Genomic DNA, 24263 nt, shown 5'->3' with positions numbered 1-24263 from the left:
GCTTTTATATAGTTCCTTTCTAAAAGTAGCTATATAAAGACTAAGGTAAAATTTTATATAAACCCCTTATATAAAAAATAAGAAAACAATATGTGGTTTAGTCATAAACAAGAAAAAGTAACGCAACATAATACAACGCAAACATTAGCGAGCTTACTCACTAATGGTATCGATGTATCGATTAATGAGTTGATCCAATATCAAACAAAAACTTCATTAATTAATTTAGCGGCTAAAAAAGATCTTCACGGAAAAATGTCAGGTAATTACCTTGCCCGTAGCAAAGGTCGAGGCATGGAGTTTGATGAAGTTCGTCATTACCAAACTGGCGATGATATTCGAGCAATCGATTGGCGAGTTACCGCTAGAACAGGCATTACTCACACCAAAGTATTTCGTGAAGAAGTTGAACGCCCTGTTTTAATTGCTACCGACTTAAGCGACAACATGATGTTTGGCAGCCAATTATTATTTAAGTCTGTTCAAGCATCACATTTAGCAGCCTTAGTGGCTTGGCACGCTAAAGAACGAGGCGATCGTGTCGGTGGAATTGTGTTTAATCAACAAAAACATACTGAACTAAAACCGCGTAGTCGTCAGCAAGGTGTACTACATTATCTTTATTCGTTATCAAACATTCATCAAAATACATCTGAAGCACTTTTCAATTCAACTGAAAACACATCAAACAATCAAAACTTAGCTCAACAATCTTTTGATGAAAATTGTGGACGAATAAGACAATTAGCTAAACCTGGCAGCCTAGTCTATTTAATTACCGACGGTAATCATTTATCTCAAGAGTCACTTCGACACTTAACTAATATCAGTCGCCATTGCGAATTAGTTATTTGCTTAATCACAGATCCTCTTGAAACTGAACTGCCAAAAAGTAATAAAAAAATCAATGTTGCTGTAACCGATGGCACTAATAAACAACAATTGTTGATTGGTGATAAAAACCTAGCGCAAAAATATAAACAGCAAGCGCAAGCATTAACACAAACTAAAGAAGCTTTATTAACCAAGGCGGGCGCGCGTATTTTACATTTCTCTGCTGGTACAGCTTTAGAAACTCAATTAAAAAATGGGATTACATCGTGGACCCGTTAGCACAACTACAAGATATTCAATTACCTGAAAAAATTCATAATTATCCGTTTGCTCTTGGCTGGTGGATAATTGCTGTTATTTGTATCGCCTTAGTTATATTTATTATTTTTAAAATTATTAACTATAAAAAAGCCCGACAAGTTCAACAACAAGCTATCACTCAAATCAGTTCAAATAGCTCAATGGATATAGCCGATTGTGTTGCAGTTTTAAAATGGGCAGCGCTGCAGTATTTTCCACGTGAACGTATTGCCAACTTATACGGTGATAAACTACAGGCTTTTTTACTTGATACTTTACCTGAAAGCACTCATGAAAAGTTTAAAACATTAAGTAATGATTCACTTAAAACCATGTACCAGAAAGACTTGTCTGAAAGTGACAATATCAGCTTTCAACAAGCTTCAGCCTACTGGCTTAAACATGCTTTACCTCCTAAAAGTAATAGAGTTGTAAACCAAACGTTAACGGAGAGCAAGTTATGATAAATTTTGAATGGCCTATGTTATTTGCCCTACTTCCTTTACCTTTATTAATTTACTGGTTACCTAGCAAAAACAAATCAGAAGCCGTACCACTAAAAATGCCTGTATTACTTGAAGGCATAGATACAACCATAGCGGCAACTTCAAACAAAAGAGCTTCATTGGTTTTATTATCACTCGTATGGGGCTTATTAGTATTAGCTTCAACAAGACCACAATGGTTAGGTGAAGCAGTAAACATACCTTCTGAAGGTCGCGAAATGATGATTGCAGTAGATCTTTCTGGCAGTATGCAAGTTGAAGATATGTCTTTAAATGGTCGAACCGTCAATCGTTTAGAAATGTTAAAAGTACTACTAGGCGACTTTATAGAAAGAAGAACAGGCGACAGGTTGGGTTTGATCCTCTTTGCCGACGATGCTTACATGCAAACACCAATGACTTTTGACCGAAAAACAGTTAAACAAATGCTCGACGAAACAGTATTAGGCTTAGTAGGACAACAAACAGCCATAGGTGACGCCATCGCTTTATCTGTAAAACGTTTTAATGAAGCAGAGGACTCTAACCGCGTACTTCTACTCTTAACCGATGGACAAAATACAGCAGGAAAAATAACACCTGATGAAGCCTTAGAATTAGCCGTAGCTAACGACATTACTATTTATTCTATAGGCATTGGCGCTGACGTTATGCTTCAACAGTCTCTTTTTGGTACACGTAAAGTCAACCCATCAAACGACTTAGACGAAAAGTCGTTAAAAAATATGGCTGATAAAACCAATGGCCAATATTTCAGAGCAAGAAGCAGTGAAGATTTAGCTAAAATATACGAACTTCTCGATACTTTTGAACCTGTAGAACAAGACCAAAAACAAATGCGACCACTAAGTGCTTTATATTACTGGCCTTTAGGTGCTGCGTTAGCTTTATGTTTTCTCTATTTAATAACCACTAATATTACTGCTCGTAGCTCAAGAAGGAGTGCCTAGTATGAGTGATTTTCATTTTATTCGTCCATTATGGTTTTTAGCCCTTTTTGCGTTATTTTTAGCAATATATTTATTAAAGAAAATGCGAGTAAGTCAATCAGGTTGGCAAGGTTTACTGCCTAAGCATTTAGCTAATGTATTAATTACTAATTCACAAACTAATAAGCCTTTTTCGCTAACAATAGCCTTTATTTTAGGTTTGATTGCTATTACCGCAATGGCAGGGCCAAGCTGGCAAAAGCTGCCACAACCTGTTTATCAATTAGCTCGTGGTTCAGTATTAATTATGGATATGTCTTACTCGATGTACTCCACTGATTTATCACCTAACAGATTGACACGTTCTCGTTATAAAGCCGTTGATCTACTTGATAATATTAATGAAGGTGAAATGGGCTTAATTGCCTATGCAGGCGACGCTTTTATTATCAGCCCATTAACGGAAGACATTAATAACATCAAATTATTACTGCCTTCATTATCTCCTGACTTAATGCCTGAACTAGGCAGCGATCCAATGCGAGCTTTAATTCTTGCTGATGAAATGCTGAAAAATGCAGGACATCAAGACGGCGATATTTATTGGTTTACCGACGGAATCGAAAACAGCGACGTTCAAGACATTACCGAATGGTCTAGAGAACATAACTATCGACTCAAAATTTTAGGTGTAGGCACTAAAAATGGCGCACCTATAAAGTTAAGTAATGGCGAATTTATGAAAGATAATAGCGGTGCTATCGTCGTACCTAAATTACGAGGTAACTCACTTAAAGGCGTAGCCCAGCGTGGTAACGGTCAATACGTAAAATTACAAAACAATAATAGCGATATACAAAAACTACTTAAAAACAATCATCTACTTTCAGGTTCAGCAGAAGAACAACAAAAAGAAAGCTCAAATACTGGTGACCAATGGCAAGAAGCAGGTCCGTACTTAGTACTTATCATATTACCTTTTGTTTTACTGTATTTTAGAAGAGGACGATTACTAGCTGTTTTACCTTTAATGCTATTTCTAACACCTTCAGATCAAGTATATGCAAATGTTTGGGATGATTTATGGAAAACCAGCAATCAACAAGCCCAAGGTAAATTTGATCAAGAACAATACGCAGAAGCTGCTCAGCAATTTAAAGATCCCTTATGGCAAGGTAGTGCTCATTACAAAGCAGGTAACTTTGAAGAGGCGTTAAAGTCCTTCCAACAAAGCGACAGCGCCGAAGCTCTATATAATCAAGGTAATGCCCTAGCTAAATTAAATAAATTAGACGAAGCAATTAAAAGCTATGAACAAGCATTAGATAAAAATCCTGATTTAGAAAGCGCTAAAGCCAATAAAGCATTACTTGAACAACTTAAAGATCAGCAGCAACAATCAGATCAAAACCAACAAGATGGCGATCAGCAAGAATCAGAACAAGAGAATGAAAACAGCCAAGAAAGCGATAAGAATCAAGAAAACCAGCAACAAGGTGATCAGCAAAATGATTCTGAAAACGATCAACAAAATGATCAGCAAAATGATCAGCAATCGGATCAAGAGAATAAAGAACAAGACGGCGAACAACAAAACTCTGAATCAAAAAATGAAGAAAACTCAGATAACGAATCTGAGCAAGAACCTCAGCCAAGTGAATCTGAAGATGAGAACCAAGATCAAAACACGAAAGAAGAATCACAAGCTTTAGCTGAACAAGAAAATTCTGAAAACGAAAATCAAACAGAAGAGCAAAAAGCGCAAGCCATTCGTGCTGCGGAAAAATTAGCACAAGAAGCAGAACAAAAGCACCAACAAATATTAAACAAAGTGACAGACGACCCATACCAATTACTGCGTAATAAAATGCAATTGGAATATAAAAAACGTCGTCAAAATAGAAGTACTTTAGGAGAAACCAAAAAGTGGTAAGAACTATTATCCGTATAATCGCCTATTCAACAGTGGCAAGCTTATTACTTATTCAATCAGCATTTGCGTTAACTCAAGTAACGGCAACCATTGATAAAAATCCAGTCATGGATAAAGAATCTTTTGTCTTACAAGTTATTGCTGATGACGATATAGAAACCAATGCTTTAGATACTTCACCATTACTGAAAGATTTTATCGTTGGCAGAACATCAGTAAGTACACAAACCAGCATGGTGAACTTTGACACCACTCGCACCACTAAATGGACAACGGTACTTATTGCTCGAGCACCAGGGAAATATACTATTCCTGCCCTTACTGTTGAATCAGTAGCAACGGCTCCTATTTCTATTGAAGTATTAGAGGCAAGTAGCCAAGGTGCTGCCGCAACGCAAGATATCTTTATCACTACTGATATTTCGGCAAAAGAAGTCTACGTACAACAACAACTCACTCTTACAGTGAAATTACATTTTTCTGCAGAGTTAAAGCGCGGTAGTTTATCTGAGCCAACTTTAGACGGAGCGTCAATTAATCAAGTAGGTAAAGACATTGAACAAGACTCTATTATTAATGGCAGACGCTATCGTGTAATAGAACGAAATTACGCAATAAACCCACAAAACAGCGGTGAATTTGTTATTAAAACTCCGCTATTTTCTGGAGAAATAATTTCACCATCAAGCCGTCGTAGTCAATTCTTAAGCTTTACAGATACTAAACCTGTAAGCGTTTTAGGTGAAGACATTAACCTGAGCGTAAAACCTATTCCTGATAACTACCAAGGAGTGTGGTTACCGAGCGAAATATTAAACTTAGATCAAGAATGGCAGCCAGCAGGCGAAAGTTTTATGGTAGGTGAGCCTATTACTAGAACATTGACATTAACGGCTGCTGGATTGTCTGAAGAGCAACTTCCTAAATTAGAAATGACCTCCCCTTCTGGTATTAAAATTTATCCTGATCAAGCTGAACTTCACACAGGTATCAACAACGGTCGCTTAGTTAGCCAGAAAAAACAAAACTTTGCTTTAGTGGCAAGTCGAGTCGGTACTTATGAATTACCTGAAATTCGCTTACCTTGGTGGAATACAGTTACCAACAGAGTTCAATATGCGGTTATCCCTGCAAAAACTATCACCATTACCCCTAATGATGAAATGGTTGAAGAGTTAAAGAATTCAGGAAGTAAAATTGATAGCAATAATATAAACAACACAGCTTCAGACTTTACAGCACCAAATAACAATATGGCTTCATCAGACGTTAAAACCGTTGTTGTAACAAAATCATCGTGGTTACAATGGTTGTTTTTGGCTCTTTGGTTATTAACTTCTTTAGCTTGGTTACTTACAGTGTTAAGTAAAAGAAAACCTCAAGTCACACAAGCAAAAGCAGTAACAAATAATCACTATAAAGCGTTAATAAAAGCTTGCGACAATAACAATGGCGAAGAAGTTTTAAAACTTCTTGTGACATGGGCAAATGAATGTTTCCCTGAACATAAAGTTTCAACGTTAGATGATGTAAAACATGCCATAAATCGAAGCGACTTTAATAAAGCGCTTACCGAGTTACAAGCCTGCTTCTATGGGAAAAATACGCAAACATGGCAAGGGCAAACATTAAAGAATCTTATTGCTGAAATTAACAAGCAACCCAAGCCTATAAAAAAAGCATCTATAAGCTTAAACCCATAAATTTAAAAGAATAAACTTCGCTGATATTTTAGCTTTAATCAGACTGAAATATCGGCAACCCAATGCTTTATATACCCTGCAACATAGTTTTTAACATCACCTCAATTATTCGATATAGATTAATTAATTTAATTACCAATATTATTATTATAAATAAAACAACGCCGATATTCGCAAAACACCTATAAAAATGTCATAGTTATCATCAAGTATTGATGTTTATATGCATCACTTCATTAAATTATTCACCACGTTGTAAAATTATTTAAATGATAAAAAAACTTTTTGGAAATAAAAAACAAGTCGAGCAGGTCTCTTCTAACATGGCTACTAAACAAGTTAGATACGAAGCACTCGTTAAAGCTCTTCATGCCGATTTGTATCGTTATGCATACTGGTTATGCCGCGAAAAACAAGTCGCTGAAGATTTGGTGCAAGAAACCTTTTTACGTGCTTGGCGCGCTTTAGATTCATTAAAAGATGAAAAAGCAGCTAAGTCATGGTTAATCACTATTTTAAGGCGTGAAAACGCCCGTCGTTTCGAAAGAAAACGTTTTGAAATGAGTGAATATGAAGAAGCCACCATAACCGATACAAAATCAATGAGCTCAGAACAAGACATTGAAAATCATTGGTTACGTGAAAAGATAGGCTCACTTCCTGAAGAATATAGAGAACCTCTAGTTTTACAGGTAATAGGTGGTTTTAGCGGTGAAGAAATCGCTGGACTTCTATCATTAAACAAAAACACAGTAATGACACGATTATTTAGAGCTAGAAATCAACTTAAAGAAGCATTAGAGAAAGAACCAGAAGTACGAGGTGCATACAATGGATGAATTACAATTTAGACGGAGTTTATACGAAGATCCTCACTGCACAGATGCGGCTATAACGGACGCGAGGGCATCGGATCCTAGTAAACAAAAATTTGCTAAAGAAATTCAGCAACTTGATGATAAGATTTTAAATGCTTTAAAAGTACCTGTGCCTGATGACATGGTACAAAAGCTTATTTTACGTCAAGCACTTGAAAGTCATCAGCAAGACAAAAAGAAGAAACGTGTACACTTAGCGCTAGCCGCTTCTGTAGCGTTTGCTATGGGTTTAACCCTTAATTTTATGAATTTTTCGAATGCTTATACAACAGTAGGCGACTATGCTTTTGCTCATACAGAATTTGAAGCAGCTCATTTTTCCAATGCTGATGAGACTAAGGTTTCTTTAGCCTCATTAAATAAAAAAATGGCGGCATTTCATGGTAATTTTTCAGACAACTTAGGCCAATTAATATTTGCTGACTATTGTCGATTTGATGGAATGAAAAGCCTACATTTAGTTTTTAAAGGAGAAACATCTCCGGTAAATGTATTTATTTTGCCTAATGATGTAGATATAGCATTTACTAACAGTTTTTCTAATCAACAACTTAATGGTAAGTCTATGCAATTTAAAGACGCTAATATTATTGTTGTAGGTGATAAGAGTGAAGCTTTAGATAAATGGCAAGACAACATTAAATCCAATGTAACTTGGTCAATTTAACCTGTTAACCTAATCACTCGAAAGATCAAAAAAGGTTAGTCATTACGACTAACCTTTTTTATGTCTGTTCAATAAAAATTAACCTGAACTATGGATAAGCAGTTATGCCTAATATTGTTATTTAACCCTCTAACGTCGTTATTTTTATTGCTAATAGCCAGCTATTAGTCAAGAAAAATGCCTTGTTATAGAATTAAATTCCAACATTAGGAGAGTAATAAATCATTTAAACAAATGGTGTTGCAACAATTCACTTATAAAGTATTGAAAATCAATACATTACAAAACCCATTATCCAGAGTTCAGGTTAACTATTCTAATATGAATAAAAAGTTGATCAATTTAGTTAAACTAATCAACTTTTTATTATTGATATGCTACTGATGTTGCTCTTGTACTTTATCAAAAACAGCTTCAATTTCACTTGATACTTTGTATGTTAATTTACTCACAATCACAATAGTTAATGTACATACAATAAAACCAGGTACGATTTCATAAACAATAGAACTTAATGTTTGTCCATCAATCTCTATAGGTAAATAAATCCAAAGTAATACCGTTGTAGCTCCTGTAATAATACCTGCGAGAAGCACCATCTTTAGACATTTTCTTCCAGTACAAACTTAAAATCACTACAGGTCCAAATGCCGCACCAAAACCAGCCCAAGCATTGCTCACTATATTTAATATTGAGCTATTCGGATCTTGTGCTAAAAATATAGCTAATAATGCAACAATCACAACTGAAATACGCCCAACAAGCACTAATTGCTGATCCGAAGCTTTTTCATTACAAAACATTAAATAAAAGTCATTTGTTAAAGAGCTAGATGTCACAAGTAATTGAGAAGAAATTGTACTCATTATTGCCGCTAATATAGCCGCTAATAAAAATCCAGCAATTAAAGGATGAAATAATAATTGAGATAAAACGATAAAAATAGTTTCAGGATCTTCAACATTTAATCCTGTTGCTGAAGCATATGCAATGCCAGCGAATCCCGTTCCAAGCGCACCAATAACAGCAACAATCATCCAAGTCATACCAATATTTCTGGCAACAGGAATATCTTTAACTGATCGTATAGCCATAAACCGTACAATAATATGAGGTTGACCAAAATAACCTAGCCCCCATGCTAATGCTGAAATAATAGAGAGTAAACTCACGTTATGGAACATATCTAAAAGATTAGGATCTATAGCAGCAACACTCTGCTGTAACTCATTTACTCCTCCTACTTCCATTATTACTACAGTAGGAACCAAGATAAGCGCTATAAACATAATACAGCCTTGCACGAAGTCAGTTAAGCTTACAGCTAAAAAGCCTCCAAACAAGGTATAGCCAACAACAACACCTGCGGTAATATATAAACCTAAGTTATAAGATAAACCGAAAGCACTTTCAAATAGCTTACCGCCAGCAACAACACCTGATGATGTATATACGGTAAAAAATACCACTATAACAAGTGATGCGACTACTCTTAAAACATGGGAATTATCGTTAAAGCGATTTTCAAAGTAATCAGGTAAGGTTATCGCGTCGTTAGCGAGTTCAGTGTAGGTTCTTAAACGAGGGGCTACAATCAGATAGTTAAGGAAAGCACCAAGGACCAAACCTATTGCAACCCAAGCACTGCTAAAGCCTGAAACAAACATAGCTCCCGGCAGTCCCATGAGCATCCAACCACTCATATCAGAAGCACCTGCAGATAATGCCGTGACTGATGGGCTTAAACTCCTTCCCCCCAACATATAACCCGATATATCTTTTGAGGATTTTCTATACGAATATACGCCTATGTATATCATTACAGCAAAATAGGCTGCTAGTGAAATAATACTGCCTAACTCCAAGTATTTCTCCTTAGTAGTTTTCGTTAATTATAATGTATTTATTCATTTTACGATGATTTTCGTGTCCCTTTATAACATATTTGTAGACTGGATATAACCGTTGCTTATATAAGACTAATATCATCAAATGAATATAAAAATGAAAAAAACATGATGTAATAAGTCCCTATTCCCACTATATTTTATTCATTATATTAGATAGCTAATATGATTAAAATTCTCTATAATTTTAATCATATTGTTAATAGATTTTTTTATTAATATATGGTCTATTTGTAGGCAGTAAATAATTTACCTATGCAAAAAACGGTTAAATAAATAGAAAACTAGGGGATTTATGTATTTTTACGCGGCCAGACAGCCTATTTTAGATATAAATAAAAATTTATATGCTTATGAATTACTTTTTCGAGACAGTATAAATAATGTTTTCCCCGATATTGATGGCGATGTAGCAACCAGTAAAATGGTAGAAGCAAGTAAATTCAATATGGGAATCTCTGACTTTACAGCAAACAAACCGGCTTTTATTAACTTTACCTTAGAAACCTTAAGTCAAGGTTACCCGGAAATGTTGTCCCCTGAAGAACTTGTTGTTGAAATATTAGAAACCGTAAAGCCAGGCAAGCGTTTATTAGCTTTATCTAAAGATTTATTTGAGAAAGGTTACACACTTGCTTTAGATGATTATGAACATCAAACAGTTTGGAAGCACTTTTATCCTTATATAAAAATAATAAAAATAGATTGGCAAAGCTCTTCAATTGAGCAAATTAAAGAAATTATAGCCGCAGTAACTGACTACCCTCATATTAAATTACTTGCTGAAAAAGTAGAGACCTATGAAGAATATAACTTAGCTGTTGAACTGGGCTGTGTATTGTTCCAAGGTTTCTTTTTTGCTAAACCTGAGATGATGAAAACGAAAACTCTTACACCTTCTCAAATGTCGATGGCAGAACTGCTTTATGAAACCTCTAAGTCTGAATTAGATTTAACGGGTATTACCTCTGTTTTTGAAAGAGACGTCAGCCTTTCATATAAGTTACTTCGCTACGCAAACTCTGCCATGTTTAAACGCAGAAACGAAATATCTACAATCAAACAAGCTCTTGTTACACTTGGTTCAATTGAGTTAAAACGTTTTATGGGATTAATGTTTGCTACAAATATTAATCCAGAGAAACCCTCTGAATTGATTAATTCAGCCATGGCGAGAGCTAAGTTTTGTGAACTAGCGGCTGAAAACATGAAAACGGATATAAACAGCTCAAAAGCATTTTTAACGGGTTTATTGTCTTTAATTGATGCAATACTTGATGAAGATATTGCAAGTATTTTAGCTAAATTACCATTAGCACAAGATATCAAAGATTCGTTACTAACTCGTGAAGGAAGTATGGCTCAATTAATTCAATTAGTAGAATTTATTGAACACGCACAGTGGGATGAATCAACAGCAACGATGGATAAACTAGGTTTAACAAGAGAAGAAGTTATTAAAGACTACAACGATGCTATCGCTTGGGCTGATGAACAAAGCCAATATATCCAATAACACATAAAGTTAGTAATATTCCCCACTTTAAAATTTATTGAGCTTGAATGTTGTTCGCGATAACAATGTTTTAGTCTCGGTAAGTTTTATATAGCACAGTCACTCCAAGAAAATCACCTTACCGCCTACTCATTGTTATCACTTATAGCTATTAAGGCAACAATATATAATTTTTTAGCGGTATAATTCCCACAATTTTTTGTTGAAGAATAAATCATAAAAATCAATAGACTTTCTAATATTTTAAATTATTAATCCAATTCTCAAATATAAAAAAGCCTAGCAAACTTATATTGACTAGGCTTTTGATTAGCAAAAATTATTCTTCAATTTTTTGCTAACGACAACTCATCGTTAAACTTTTTTGATCAACAGGTTCAACGGTTATCTCAGCTAACCCCAATTGAAACTGCCCTTTAGACATCAATTTAAAAGGAGAGGTTAAGTCAGCCATTTTCATTCCTGTTTTACTAAAGCAATGCATATCTATTGATATACTATGCCAAGTACCAGGTGTTAATTGATTCACTAATGTTTTGATATCCACTGCAGCCCCACAATAACCTTCCGCCTCACATTCCATTGATAACATAAGTTCATCACCAATATGTCCTGATGTGTTCACCATAAACTTAAGAGCCGAACCTTGTGCTAAATCAGGTCTAAAATCTTCTCTGAAGCTACTTTTACTTTCTATCATGATACCTGTATTTAAAACACCTTCGAACGCTAGTTGCATCGCATCTTCTTGAACATGATGATCGATTGTTCTGTATTTCAATCCTTTAACCGTATATGAGTTAGTATTAACTTTTACTTCGTCAGTACCTGATACTAGCCACAACAACCATGGCTTTTTCATGGTTCCAACATAAATATCACGTGTGATTGAATCTGTTGTTGTCCGATTAAATGTTTCATTCAACTCATCAGACAACACATTTTTATCGCCATATTTCAAACCAAAACCATACTCAAGTAATGGTTCATAAATCGCATCATAGCGATTAACGGCTGTTTGATTAGGTAGCTTTGGCCATGAGAATGATAACTTCCCTGTAAAATCATACTGAGTTTTATTATTTGCAGATTGAAGAATAACATCCGCTACGCCCTGTCCTTCAGTACCTGGTAACCAAATAGCGACAAACGCGTCAGACGCATTTATTTCTGCATTTACCCACATAGGTCTACCACTAATAAATAAAGCAACTACAGGTATTCCTTTAGCTTTTAACGACTTTAATAACGCAAGGTCATGTTTTTCACCCAATTGATAATCAAGATCAGTTCTATCTCCATGACCTTCTGCATAAGGTTCTTCACCAAAAACAACAATAGCTACGTCAGGTTTATTAGAATATACCCCCGTAACGCTTAGTTCAGTAGTCCCGCCTGCGGCTTTAACTTGTTCTGCTATACCTTTATAGATAGAGGTAGCACCTGGGAATTCTTTATTCGTATTTTCAGTGCCTTGCCAAGTAACCGACCAACCACCGGATTGTTTAGCTATATTATCAGCACCATCTCCAGTAACTAAAATATGTTGTTTAGGAGCAAGTGGTAAAAGACTATTTTTATTTTTCAGTAATACCAAAGATTGACGTACTGAATCTCTAGCTAAGTTACGATGTTCTTTAGCGCCTATTAACTCATTTTTACCCGATAAAACACGATTGGCAGGGCTAGGTTTTTCGAATAATCCTGCTCTTAACTTCACACGTAAAATACGACTAACCGCATCATCTATTCGCGCTGATGATATTTCTCCAGCGTTAACTTGAGCAATAATATTCTCATAAAGAGGTTTCCATGCACTCGTCGGAACCATAAAAATATCCAAGCCCGCGTTTACGGCTTGAGCACAGTTTTCATTAGAACAACCTTTTACTTGTCCGTGACCATTCCAATCGCCCACAATAAAACCATCAAACCCCATTTTGTCTTTTAAAACATCATTAAGTAGATATTTACTGCCATGAATTTTATTACCATTCCAGCTATTGAAAGACGCCATAACAGATTGTGCGCCAGCATTTAAGCCACCGATATAACCTTGCGCATGCAGCTTATAAAGATCGGCTTCTGAATCAATATTATCGCCTTGGTCATCACCACCTACAGTTCCGCCATCGCCTAGAAAATGTTTCACTGTACTAATAACACGGGTGTCACCTAAAAAGTTATCTCCTGCAGATCCTTGTAAGCCTTTTACGATAGAAGCCGCATAAGTTTTTACTATTTCAGGATCTTCCGAATAACCTTCGTACGTTCTTCCCCAGCGATCATCTCGAACAACAGCAACAGTCGGAGCAAATACCCAATCAATACCTGTAACTAAAACTTCTTTCGCAGTAACCGCAGCAATAGCTTCAATCAATTTCGGATTATTAGCAGCGCCTAAACCTATATTATGTGGAAATAATGTAGCGCCAATAACATTGTTATGACCATGAACGGCATCTGTTCCCCACATAGTTGGAATATTTATACCGTCTAAACTGTCATCAACCGATGCTTGATACATATCCTCAGCAAGCTGAGCCCAATCACTTGGTGTTGCATCTTTATTGCCATATGGAAATGAAGACCCACCATTTAAATAAGATCCAAAGCCATATTTACGCATGTCTTCAACAGTAATATCTCGAATTTCTGGCTGGATCATTTGAGCAACCTTTTGCTCCAAACTCATTTTCGCAAGCCATTCTTGTATCTTACTTTCTATTTCTGGATCAGTTTTTATTTCAGAGTTTAGTTTTGGCCAAATTTTATTTTTTTCTTCCATGATTATTGAGCTTTTATTTTGCTCAATACCAATACACCCCGATAAAATAAACGCTGTCGAAAAACTTAATGCTAATGTCATCGTTATTTTTTTTTCTGAGACACCAACTGAATTTTTATTATATTTTTTCATAAAAAACCTACATATTAATAGATACAGGCTCTATTCCACCTGTTTAACACAGAGTAAACTTGTACCATAATTAAAGAAATCATTATTACTTTTCAATCAATAACAACCCCGACCGAATTAATTAAAATGTTATATAAAACAATTAAAAGGTGAACTTAATACCATTATTACCACTTCAATTATAAGCATAAATAATAGATAGAATATAAAATTTATTGACCTTTTATAGATAAAACACTAACCTAAATGTAAGCGCTTTCATAGTGGTATTTTAAATATCTCTTTATTGGCCATTTAAAAAATTACATATTTTAATTCTTAAACTATTGCTTGGACGTAACATGAGAAAATTATCATTACCTGCAGATTCTAAAATGCTCACCTCTTCATTCACTTACGGTGTGGCAACTGCTTCATTTCAAATAGAGGGTGGCATCGATTCTAGACTACCTTGTATTTGGGACACGTTCTGTGCGACACCCAATAAAATAGTTGATAATTCGGATGGTGCAATAGCTTGCGACCATTTCAATTTATGGGAAGACGATATAAATTTAATTGGATCTTTAGGCGTAGACGCTTATCGCTTATCTATTTCATGGCCTAGAGTTATGCATAAGAATGGTGAGTTAAATAAAGAAGGGGTACAGTTTTACCTTAATATTTTAGATCGTCTAGAACAAAAAAACATTAAAGCATTTGTTACCTTGTATCACTGGGATTTACCACAGCACATTGAAGACAACGGCGGTTGGTTAAATCGTGATACAGCTTTCTTATTTGCTGAATATGCAGATAAAATATCTAAAGCGATTGGCCACAAAGTACATTCATTTGCTACTTTAAACGAACCCTTTTGTAGTGCTTATTTAGGTTACGAAATTGGTGTACACGCTCCAGGTAAAGTAGGAAAAGAGTTTGGTAAAAAAGCTGCTCATCATCTATTACTTGGTCATGGTTTAGCATTACAAATGCTTAATAAAAACTGCCCTGACGCGTTAAATGGTATTGTTTTAAATTTTACACCTTGTTATTCAGCAAGCGAAAAAGAAGAAGATATCGAAGCAACTAAGTTTGCTGATGATTATTTCAACCAATGGTATGCAAAGCCTGTATTCGACGGTGCTTACCCTGACATTATTAATCAACTTCCAGAAGAAAATCGCCCTGATATTTACCCAGGTGATATGGAAATAATTTCACAACCTAACGACTTCTTTGGTATTAACTTTTATACTCGCGCTATTTATAAAGCGGATAAAGAAGAACATTTTGTTCAATTAGATCCGCCAGCACCAAGAACAGATATAGGCTGGGAAATTTATCCTCAAGCGCTGAACCAATTATTAACGTCACTACACGAAATTTATGAACTCCCACCTATCTACATTACTGAGAATGGTGCAGCCATGGATGATAAATTAGAAAATGGTGAAGTGAGTGATGTTGATCGATTAAACTATTACCAACAACATTTATCAGTGGTCGATAATGCTATTAAAAGCGGAATAAAAATTGACGGATATTTCGCTTGGAGCTTAATGGACAATTTTGAATGGGCCGAAGGTTATTTAAAAAGATTTGGCATTGTTCATGTTGATTATGAAACTCAAAAAAGAACCATTAAAGCCAGTGGTTTAGCTTATAAAGACTTAATATCAAATAGATAACTCATAAGTTATACCCACAGTTACAAATAAACGATTGGTAAACAATTATAGAGAATTAACAGCGATTAAAGTTTTTAATTCTCTATTTTATTGATAAAAATAAATCGGCCTAAACCGATAATAATAAAAATAACTAAAGAGCATAATAATGACCAGATTACCCTTTTCAGAAAAAGTCGGTTACGCGATGGGAGATGCCGCAGCTAATTTAGTTTGGCGTGGTGCTCTTGCTTATTTAGCTGTTTTTTATACGGATACCTTTGGCTTAACTGCTGCAGCTGCTGCTTTACTATTTTTAGTTGTTCGATTATCTGATGGCATAACAGACATTATGGTCGGCATGATTGCTGACCGAACAAACACCCGTTGGGGCAAGTTCAGACCTTGGATTTTATGGTCAACTCCCCTACTCGGTTTATTCATGGTGTTATGTTTTACCACACCAGAATTAGGCGATAATGCAAAACTTGCTTACGCCTATTTCACTTATATCGGCTTAACCTTAGCTTATACACTCAATAACGTGCCCTACTCAGCCTTAATGGGTGTAATGACCGACAGCGATACAGAAAGAACAAGCTTATCTAGCTTTAGATTTGCTGGTGCATTTTTAGGTGGGCTTTTAGTGATGGGGTTTTTGCCTGAATTAGTTGCCTACTTTGGTGATGGAGATGATGCTCAAGGCTATCAATATGCCATGTACTTATTTGCTACATTACTTGTTGTCTTGATGGTTATTACATTCTCAACAACCAAAGAACGTGTTGAAGCACCTGTAAATCCAGACTCTAATTTAAAGAAAGAACTTTGGGATTTAACTAAAAACCTACCGTTTATCATTCTGCCTTTATTATCGATGACCCTATTTTTCTATTATCGTGAAATCTACAGCGGCTTATTCTTTGTTTTTGTTATGTTGGTTATGGGTATATTTATTAAAAAACTCGTCAAAAAATCACCTGACGATATGACAGGCACGCAACGTGACATGGTTGATTTATTAACCAATAAACCTTGGTTGATCCTGTTAGGTATGGGCTTTTTAACAATGATGTTTAATGGTATTAAATATGGCGTTATCGCTTATTACTTTAAATACCATGTGGGTAACGAACTTATGGCTGGTCAGTACTTTGTTGCCTTGTTGGTTGTTTCTATTCTTGGTGCTTTAGCTACAGAACACCTATCTAAATGGCTCGGTAAAAAGAAGTTATTCATTATTTCTCTTTTACTTAGCGGTATCTTAACCTCAGCATTTTATTGGGTTCCTCAAGGTAATATTACCGCCATTTTTGTATTAGGTTGTTCTGCTGAATTTTTTGCTGCCATTATGCCAACCTTATTTTTTACTATGTTAGGCGATTCAGCTGATTATTCTGAATGGAAAAACAAACGTAGAGCAACAGGTTTAATATATTCTGCGGGTACTTTTGTGCAAAAAACAGGCGGCGGTTTTGCAGGAGCTTTAGTATTAGTTGTATTAGGAAGTTATGGCTACAACGGTATGGATGTATCAACCATAGATCAATCATTGCCAGGCATGCAATTATTAATGAGTTGGATACCTGCTGCTTTTGCTTTTATTGCCGCTGCGCTTATGTGTTTCTATCCTTTATCAAGTGAACATAATAAATTGATTTGCGCTGATTTAATTAATAGAAGAACTAATACCTAAATATAATATACAATAATGACTTCAATCAAAATAATGATAAAATTAACCATTATTAATTAGAAGACTATGGAATAACATGGCGACGATTTACCAAGTTTCTGACCTTGCAGGCGTATCGCTAGCAACGGTATCACGCGTACTTAACAAAAATGCACGCGTTAGCGACAAAACACGCGACAAAGTTTTAGCCGCTATGGAAGAGCTTGGCTATCGACCTAATTCAATAGCGCAATCACTCGCGTCAAATCGCTCAAATAGTGTAGGAATACTTGTATCTGAACTCGACGGACCTATTTATGGTCAAATGATGGCAGGCATAGAATCTGAGTTAAGAACAGCTGGTAAACACGCCATCATCACTACAGGTTACAGTGAAGAAGAAAAAGAAAAAGATGGTATCGAATTCTTATTAAGTAGAAATTGCGATGCCTTAATTCTTCATGCAGAAGCTGTTTCCGATGAATACTTAATCGAGTTAAGCAAAGGCAAAGTGCCTATTTACTTAGTAAGTCGCTATGTTAAAGAACTTAAAAGTAACTGTATAAGTATCGACAACCGTCTTGGTGGTTACTTAGCAACTAAGATTGTTTTAGAGCAAGGACATAAAGATGTTGCCTACATATCCGGTCGCCTGAACAAACCAGATACAGTTAACCGTTTAATAGGCCATAAAAAAGCACTTGCTGAAGAAAATATCGAATTTGATGAACAACTCTCTTTTGTGGGTGACTACAGTGAAACAGGCGGAATGGCTGGCTTAAAATATTTCATTGATAATAAACTCAACTTTTCAGCTTTAGTTTGTGCAAATGATGAAATGGCATCTGGTGCCATGAAATATGCTCGAGAGCATGGATATAACTTACCTGAAGACCTATCAATCGTTGGTTTCGATAACGTGAGTTTCGCAAATTATCTCTACCCTAAATTAACCACTATTGATAACCCAACTAATGAGATGGGAAAAATGGCGGCTAAATTAGTGTTAAAAACAGTTTATAAGCAAAAAACTTTAAAGACTCATAATATCTTTGAGCCTAAAGTTATTATGCGAAAGTCTGTTATTAAGCATGAGGCTTAAATCTTAACAATTAACTATAAAAGTTAATCATACAATTTTACCATCACAGTAAATATTGAGCGTCTTTAGTTCAGATACTTCTGTTCAATCAACAAGTCGCTCAGCCTATCTATATCATCATCTAAAACCATAGAATTGAATAAATTTAAGAGAGAAAAAACATAAAAAAGCATTAAATTTTAGCGTAGAATGCAGCCAATTTAATTAACCCTCATCCGAAATCATTCGGAGGACACCATGACAAGCATTGAAACTTTAGGATTCGTATCCGCATTTTTAACCACTATTTCATTTTTACCTCAAACAATTCAGGTAATTAAAACACGCGATACTTCATCTCTCTCACTTGCTATGTATAGTATTTTTACTGTTGGTGTGGCTTTTTGGTTGGTTTACGGAATAATCATAGGCGATAAAGCGGTAATCATTGCTAATTTGATCACCTTTGTTTTATCAGCGGTTATTCTATCAATGAAAATATATAACGATGTGAAGTTGAAGCGCAAGAAAGAAGTTTCTAGTTAACCCCTTTTACTCTAAAGAAGATAATAAGATTAAATGACCATATTCTTTAGAGTTAGGCTTAGCATTTCGTCTCTATTTATCTGTATTAATAAAAACCAACACTCAACACCTCTATAGAAAACCACAAAAACAATATACAATATTCAACTTGTACTGATATTTTCTTTAATTATTAAGTAATACCGTTACCATTAATAAATCGACTTATTTTATAGCAAGTAGATATTGCTATAAAAATCCCTTATAAGTATTCGGTTGAAATCTTTAGTTATGATCATCTAGCTAATGGTTTGTTTTGGTATAAAAGTATTTACTTAATAGCTGTTTACTTGAAAGGTTCTTTGTATGTTTTATCGATTAATCATCGTTTTACTTTGTTTTCTTCCTCTTATTTCTACTGCGCAAAGCATTACAGAAATAACGAAAACCTTTGCTAAAAAAGCCACATACGAACTAAAAAAACACAATATTCCTGGGGCTGCTTTTGTTGTTATTAAAGATGACAAGATCATTGCATTAAAAACCATTGGCTATACCGACAAAAATAAAACTCAAAAAATTAATAAAGATACCGTTTTCCGATTAGCTTCAGTGTCTAAACCTTTTGCAGCAACCATTACCACCATGTTAGCGCAAGAAAAAGTATTAAACTTGTCTGAACCTATCACCAAATACATACCTAATTTTGAGTTGGCTCAAAAAGGATCTGCAGCGAAAATACAACTAAAACATATTCTTAGTCACTCAAGTGGTTTAATGCCAAATGCTTACGATAACCTACTCCATGAAAATTGGAGTATGGAAAAAATCATAAGTCGATTTGACCGTGTAACGCCTATTTGTAAACCTGACGTATGTTACGGCTATCAAAATATCGCTTACGGTTTTTTGCAGTTTGCCATCGAGAAAAGCCAACCAAAAGATTATGTAACCTTAATGAGAGAGCGAGTTTTTCTGCCATTAAAAATGGATAATGCTTCAGTAGGTTACAATGCGTTTATCAACAACAAAAATACCGCTAAACCTCACGTACTAATCAAAAGTAGACGTACCAATAAAAAAGACAGCAAAGGAAAGTACATAAAAGAAAATGTTTGGTACCCGGTAAAAGTCGAGCCAGACTACTACAAAGTAGCGCCAGCAGCCGGCATAAACGCTAGTATTACTGATTTAGCCAAATGGGTTAGCGCTAATATGGGTAATAACCCTGATGTATTATCTCCGCATTTACTTGAAGAATTAACAACCCCAAGAATTAGAACTAAAAAAGATATTAAGCGTAGGTACTGGAAAGAAAGTTTAAAAGACGCTCATTACGGCTACGGTTGGCGCATATATCAATTTGAAGACAGCCCTATTATTTATCATTCAGGCTGGGTTAAAGGCTTTCGTGCTGACATAGGTTACTCGCCAGAGCATAAAGTCGGTTTTGCAATGTTAATGAATGCCGAATCAAACTTAATTAATAAATTGTCTCACGATTTTTGGAAGGCTGTTCATAAAGGTTAAGTCAGAACCAATATAAATAATGCGCTTTATTTAATTCAAGTATTAATCTAAGTCGCATTTACCTTAATTAGCTTATCAGCCGGTAAGCTAATTAAGTTTTACGTTCGCCATTACTAGCCTACACCTCAAGCTTGGTCGTCATCTCCCCCTTTTTAAACAGGCTGATAACTTACCTTCCTAAGTTAACAATTCAACTATACTTAAGTTTTTGACTTATCTTTAATATCAGTCCAAACTGACACTAACAATAACTCATTAGACCAGTTAACCTTAGTGAATATTAGGAAAAGAAATGTCGTATAAACCTTCAAAAAGTCTCATGTTAAAACTTTGGAAAATATTTGGTAATTTCGCCTTAGGTCGATGGTTCGTAGGTAAAGCTTTATGTTTTACAGTCCCTTACTTTGGCACTATAAAACCGAAACTTATTATCGTTAAGCCAGGTCATATTGAACTCACTATAAAGAAACGTCGTGCTGTTCATAATCATCTAAAATCAGTACATGCTATCGCGATGTGTAATGCAGCAGAGCTTTCTGCGGGTGTTCTTATAGACATTTCGTTAACCAGTGATTTCCGCTGGATCCCGATAGGTATGACAGTGCAATACTTAAAAATAGCTAAAACCGATCTGCGCATAATATGTAAAGTGGGTGATTACCATTGGAATGAAGCACAAGATGTTATTCTCCCTGTGGATGTTTACGACACAAATCACAATAAGGTTTTTCATGCAGACATTACGATGCGAATTACTCCTAGGCTTACAGCAGAATAAAAAACACAAAAGGTAGACGCATTAAGCTTCTGCCTTTTTCCTTTAAATTTCATCACAATACTTCGTTAACGTTAAACGATTTCAAATACCCTCAGCAATAATTCTTCCTAACAATTATATAAATATTGAGACATAATAAGTGCTTAACCGTAATTAAGTCTGAGTTATGTAAACCAGACTCATTATTAACTAACTATTCAACGTGGCTAATTAAGTAATAAGGATTTTTATATGAAAGGTGCTGGTGGTACTTCAGGTGGTTTAGGTCATTTTTTTATTGGCTTAGTAATGATGTGTGGTGGCTTTTATATGTTATTAAACGCGATTAAAGTCACTTCAAGTTTTGGAATGGGAATGGGGTTATACAGGTTCTCAGCAGGTGGCAGTGGTTTTAGCATAACTAGCGGCATGATCATGATACCTTTCATTTTTGGTGTTGGGCTTATCTTTTATAACAGCAGAAATATTTTAGGTTGGATCTTAAGCATAGGTTCTATCAGCGGACTTATTTTTGGCGTTATCTCTTCAATTCGCTTCTCTTTTAGAAGCATGAGTTCATTTGATTTGATAGTTATATTGGTTTTAGCGGTTGGTGGCTTAGGTTTATTCTTACGATCTTTAAAAGCACTCGACCAAAAGTACCCTGAATAACACTTGGTCATACTCAATAACCTCTATTTAAATTCCAACAGCCCTATTCTTTATCTATGTTGAATACGGCTGTCATCCCTCTTCTTTTGTATACCCACTAAAACTTAGCTACAACTCTATCTTCTAGCTTTATCCTTCAGCTTTACTCTTTAGCTTTTCTCTTCAAATAAGAATCAAATAAACAGGTAACATTTCTAAGCTTTTATCTTCCAGAGTTAAATTTTAAATGATGGACTAGCACACCAAAGTGTTATGTTATAACATAACACTTATAATAAAATAGAGATGTTGTAACATGCTTCAAAAGAAATTACCTGTCAGGCTTCCTAGGTGCAGGAAAAACAACCGTATTAAGTCACATTTTAAACAACCGTCAAGGTAAGAAAGTTGCGGTTATTGTTAATGATATGAGTGAAATAAACATTGACGCAGCAACCATTAAAAATGATGTTTCATTAAACCGTAGTGATGAAAAACTGGTAGAAATGAGTAACGGTTGCATATGTTGTACGCTGCGTGAAGATCTTCTAATCGAAGTTAACAAACTCGCAAAAGATGGTCGTTTTGATTATCTCGTTATTGAATCTACTGGGATTTCTGAACCACTACCTGTAGCAGAAACCTTTACCTTTGCCGATGAAGATGGCATTTCATTATCAGATATCGCCTCGTTAGACACCATGGTGACTGTTGTAGATGCAGTAAACTTTTTAAAAGACTATGACGAAGCTCAGTATTTACAAGACACTAAAGAGTCTCTAGGTGAAGAAGAAGAGCGCAGCGTAGCCGACTTATTAGTTGATCAAGTAGAGTTTGCAGACGTTATTCTGATTAGCAAAACCGATCTGGTTAAGCCTGCTGATACAGAAAGACTTGCAGCCATTCTAAAAGTACTTAACACTCATGCTAAAATTATTCCAATATCTTCAGGTGAAGTAGATGTTAACGCTGTACTCAACACAGGTTTTTTTAATTTTGAACGCGCCGAGCAAGCACCTGGCTGGTTAAAAGAAATGCGTGGCGAGCACGTTCCTGAAACAGAAGAATACGGAATTAGCAGCTTCAACTACATAGAGCGTAAACCTTTTGATCCTGAAAAGTTTTATCACTTCCTTCATAACACAGAGCAATTCGGCAAACTCATCCGTTCAAAAGGATATTTCTGGTTGGCAACACGACCTCAATTTTGTGGTCAATGGAGCCAAGCTGGAGGAATAGCACGTTATGGTTTCTCTGGTATGTTTTGGAAAGCTGTACCAAAAAACAGTTGGCCTACCGACGAAGAATCTCTTAATGAAATCAACAAACAATGGGTTGAACCCTTTGGTGATATGCGACAAGAGCTCGTTTTTATCGGACAGAATTTAGATAAAAATAAATTAATCTCAGCCCTAGATAACTGCTTACTGTCAGAAGGTGAGTTATTACAAGGCAATAAATATTGGGCAACGTTAAACGACCCTTTTCCTGAATGGGAGGAAAATGTATGAATGCAGTAGTAAATATTAATGAAAATGAAATAACAGACGTGATATCTCGTCAATCAAGTGCAGCTAAAGATGCCAATGTGTTTACCAATATTTATCGAGAAGACACTAATATTGTTGTTTGGCAGCGCGACGTTTCTAGCGAACTAAACACCGCTGTTAATCATTTTTTAAAAAATCATTCAAAAAAAACAGCCATACTTGCTGTAACACCTGAAAGTACTCGTAAAGTTCTTTGTGATACTTTTGGTGAATCAAATATGATGACAGCTTTAAGTGATGACATTACGTTATTAGTTGATATGTTTTGTTGTTTATTTGATCTTGAATGCGCAGGCTTAAGATTAACAGTTCTTGATCGTGCTATGTGCCCTCGCTTCCATGTTGACCGTATTCCTTGTCGTTTAGTCACTACCTACCAAGGTATCGCAACTGAGTGGTTGAATCATAACGTGATAGACCGAAGTAAATTAGGCGCAGGTAACGGAGGAAAAAGCGACGAAGAGTCAGGGCTTTTTAAAAATGTTAAAGATATCAATCGACTCTCTGAAGGAGATGTTGCATTACTTAAAGGTGAAAACTGGGATGACACTCAAGGTGCAGGTTTAGTTCATCGCTCACCTGCAGTAACAGCAGGTGAATGTCGATTATTATTAACTCTCGACTTTATCTCTGATTAAACTACCGATTTACCAAAACTATGCCTTGTACTAATTTATATAACCTTAGCTCGATTTATATAGGTCGAGGCATAACTTAATCAATCTCTTACCCACAAACATACCAAGCATTC

At 35.5% G+C, this 24263-nt stretch carries 18 protein-coding genes and 1 pseudogene; 17 read left to right on the top strand and 2 right to left on the bottom strand.

The annotated features are described in order from the left end of the window. Positions 1-90 precede the first annotated feature (90 nt). The 7 genes from ACPUVN_RS03095 (at position 91) to ACPUVN_RS03065 (ending at position 7750) form a co-directional block, all read left to right on the top strand. Positions 91-1113, top strand: coding sequence for a DUF58 domain-containing protein (locus tag ACPUVN_RS03095; RefSeq protein ID WP_426358062.1), 1023 nt, complete (start codon positions 91-93; stop codon positions 1111-1113). Next, entirely contained in the window at positions 1101-1598 is a 498-nt protein-coding gene (locus ACPUVN_RS03090; protein WP_426369945.1) for a DUF4381 domain-containing protein, read from the top strand. The genes ACPUVN_RS03095 and ACPUVN_RS03090 overlap by 13 nt, the downstream gene beginning before the upstream one ends. After that, a complete protein-coding gene (locus ACPUVN_RS03085) occupies positions 1595-2590 on the top strand; it encodes a vWA domain-containing protein (RefSeq protein ID WP_426358064.1) in 996 nt (331 codons plus the stop codon). The genes ACPUVN_RS03090 and ACPUVN_RS03085 overlap by 4 nt, the downstream gene beginning before the upstream one ends. 1 nt (position 2591) lies before the next feature. After that, positions 2592-4502 (top strand): VWA domain-containing protein, encoded by a 1911-nt coding sequence (locus tag ACPUVN_RS03080; protein ID WP_426369944.1) that lies wholly within the window; start codon positions 2592-2594, stop codon positions 4500-4502. Next, positions 4496-6205: a BatD family protein gene (locus tag ACPUVN_RS03075; RefSeq protein ID WP_426358066.1), complete on the top strand. Its 1710-nt coding sequence runs from the start codon at positions 4496-4498 to the stop codon at positions 6203-6205. Before ACPUVN_RS03080 ends, ACPUVN_RS03075 begins: the two co-directional genes overlap by 7 nt. Positions 6206-6528: 323 nt before the next feature. Continuing rightward, entirely contained in the window at positions 6529-7044 is a 516-nt protein-coding gene (locus tag ACPUVN_RS03070; protein ID WP_426358067.1) for a sigma-70 family RNA polymerase sigma factor, read from the top strand. Further along, positions 7037-7750, top strand: coding sequence for a DUF3379 family protein (locus ACPUVN_RS03065; RefSeq protein ID WP_426358068.1), 714 nt, complete (start codon positions 7037-7039; stop codon positions 7748-7750). The genes ACPUVN_RS03070 and ACPUVN_RS03065 overlap by 8 nt, the downstream gene beginning before the upstream one ends. Positions 7751-8127: 377 nt before the next feature. Here ACPUVN_RS03065 and putP read toward each other — a convergent pair. Beyond that, positions 8128-9616, bottom strand: a pseudogene (gene putP, locus ACPUVN_RS03060) (sodium/proline symporter PutP). A gap of 337 nt (positions 9617-9953) precedes the next feature. On the opposite strand from putP, the gene ACPUVN_RS03055 reads away from it, so the two are divergent. Then, entirely contained in the window at positions 9954-11174 is a 1221-nt protein-coding gene (locus ACPUVN_RS03055) for an EAL and HDOD domain-containing protein (protein ID WP_426369943.1), read from the top strand. 337 nt (positions 11175-11511) lie between these two features. Here the strand turns inward: ACPUVN_RS03055 and ACPUVN_RS03050 are convergent, their stop codons facing one another. Beyond that, positions 11512-14043: a glycoside hydrolase family 3 protein gene (locus ACPUVN_RS03050; protein ID WP_426370546.1), complete on the bottom strand. Its 2532-nt coding sequence runs from the start codon at positions 14041-14043 to the stop codon at positions 11512-11514. A gap of 392 nt (positions 14044-14435) precedes the next feature. Here ACPUVN_RS03050 and ACPUVN_RS03045 point away from each other — a divergent pair, with 392 nt between their 5' ends. The 9 genes from ACPUVN_RS03045 (at position 14436) to ACPUVN_RS03005 (ending at position 24150) form a co-directional block, all read left to right on the top strand. After that, positions 14436-15764, top strand: a complete 1329-nt coding sequence (locus ACPUVN_RS03045; RefSeq protein WP_426358072.1) for a GH1 family beta-glucosidase — start codon at positions 14436-14438, stop codon at positions 15762-15764. A gap of 148 nt (positions 15765-15912) precedes the next feature. Beyond that, positions 15913-17439: an MFS transporter gene (locus ACPUVN_RS03040; RefSeq protein WP_426358073.1), complete on the top strand. Its 1527-nt coding sequence runs from the start codon at positions 15913-15915 to the stop codon at positions 17437-17439. A 76-nt stretch (positions 17440-17515) separates the two neighbouring features. Continuing rightward, the gene (locus ACPUVN_RS03035; RefSeq protein WP_426358074.1) at positions 17516-18520 is read left to right on the top strand and encodes a LacI family DNA-binding transcriptional regulator; all 1005 of its coding nucleotides are present in this window, start codon (positions 17516-17518) and stop codon (positions 18518-18520) included. A gap of 237 nt (positions 18521-18757) precedes the next feature. Continuing rightward, positions 18758-19045, top strand: coding sequence for a SemiSWEET family sugar transporter (locus ACPUVN_RS03030; protein WP_426358075.1), 288 nt, complete (start codon positions 18758-18760; stop codon positions 19043-19045). Between the two features lie 345 nt (positions 19046-19390). Then, positions 19391-20554 carry a serine hydrolase domain-containing protein gene (locus ACPUVN_RS03025; protein WP_426369942.1) on the top strand — a complete coding sequence of 388 codons (1164 nt, stop codon included), beginning with the start codon at positions 19391-19393 and terminating at the stop codon, positions 20552-20554. A 292-nt stretch (positions 20555-20846) separates the two neighbouring features. Then, on the top strand, positions 20847-21332 hold the full coding sequence (locus ACPUVN_RS03020) for a hotdog fold domain-containing protein (RefSeq protein ID WP_426358077.1): 486 nt from the start codon (positions 20847-20849) through the stop codon (positions 21330-21332). A gap of 231 nt (positions 21333-21563) precedes the next feature. Beyond that, on the top strand, positions 21564-21983 hold the full coding sequence (locus tag ACPUVN_RS03015) for a hypothetical protein (RefSeq protein WP_426369941.1): 420 nt from the start codon (positions 21564-21566) through the stop codon (positions 21981-21983). A 314-nt stretch (positions 21984-22297) separates the two neighbouring features. After that, complete coding sequence (zigA, locus tag ACPUVN_RS03010; protein WP_426370545.1) at positions 22298-23473, top strand: zinc metallochaperone GTPase ZigA; 1176 nt, start codon at positions 22298-22300, stop codon at positions 23471-23473. Further along, on the top strand, positions 23470-24150 hold the full coding sequence (locus ACPUVN_RS03005; protein ID WP_426369940.1) for a DUF1826 domain-containing protein: 681 nt from the start codon (positions 23470-23472) through the stop codon (positions 24148-24150). Before zigA ends, ACPUVN_RS03005 begins: the two co-directional genes overlap by 4 nt. Positions 24151-24263 lie beyond the last annotated feature (113 nt).

It is taken from the genome of Pseudocolwellia antarctica (genome assembly GCF_049933045.1).
Taxonomy (GTDB): Bacteria; Pseudomonadota; Gammaproteobacteria; order Enterobacterales; family Alteromonadaceae; genus Pseudocolwellia.
Note: the sequence above shows the minus strand (reverse complement) of the source record. Positions and strands in the feature narration are given on the sequence as shown.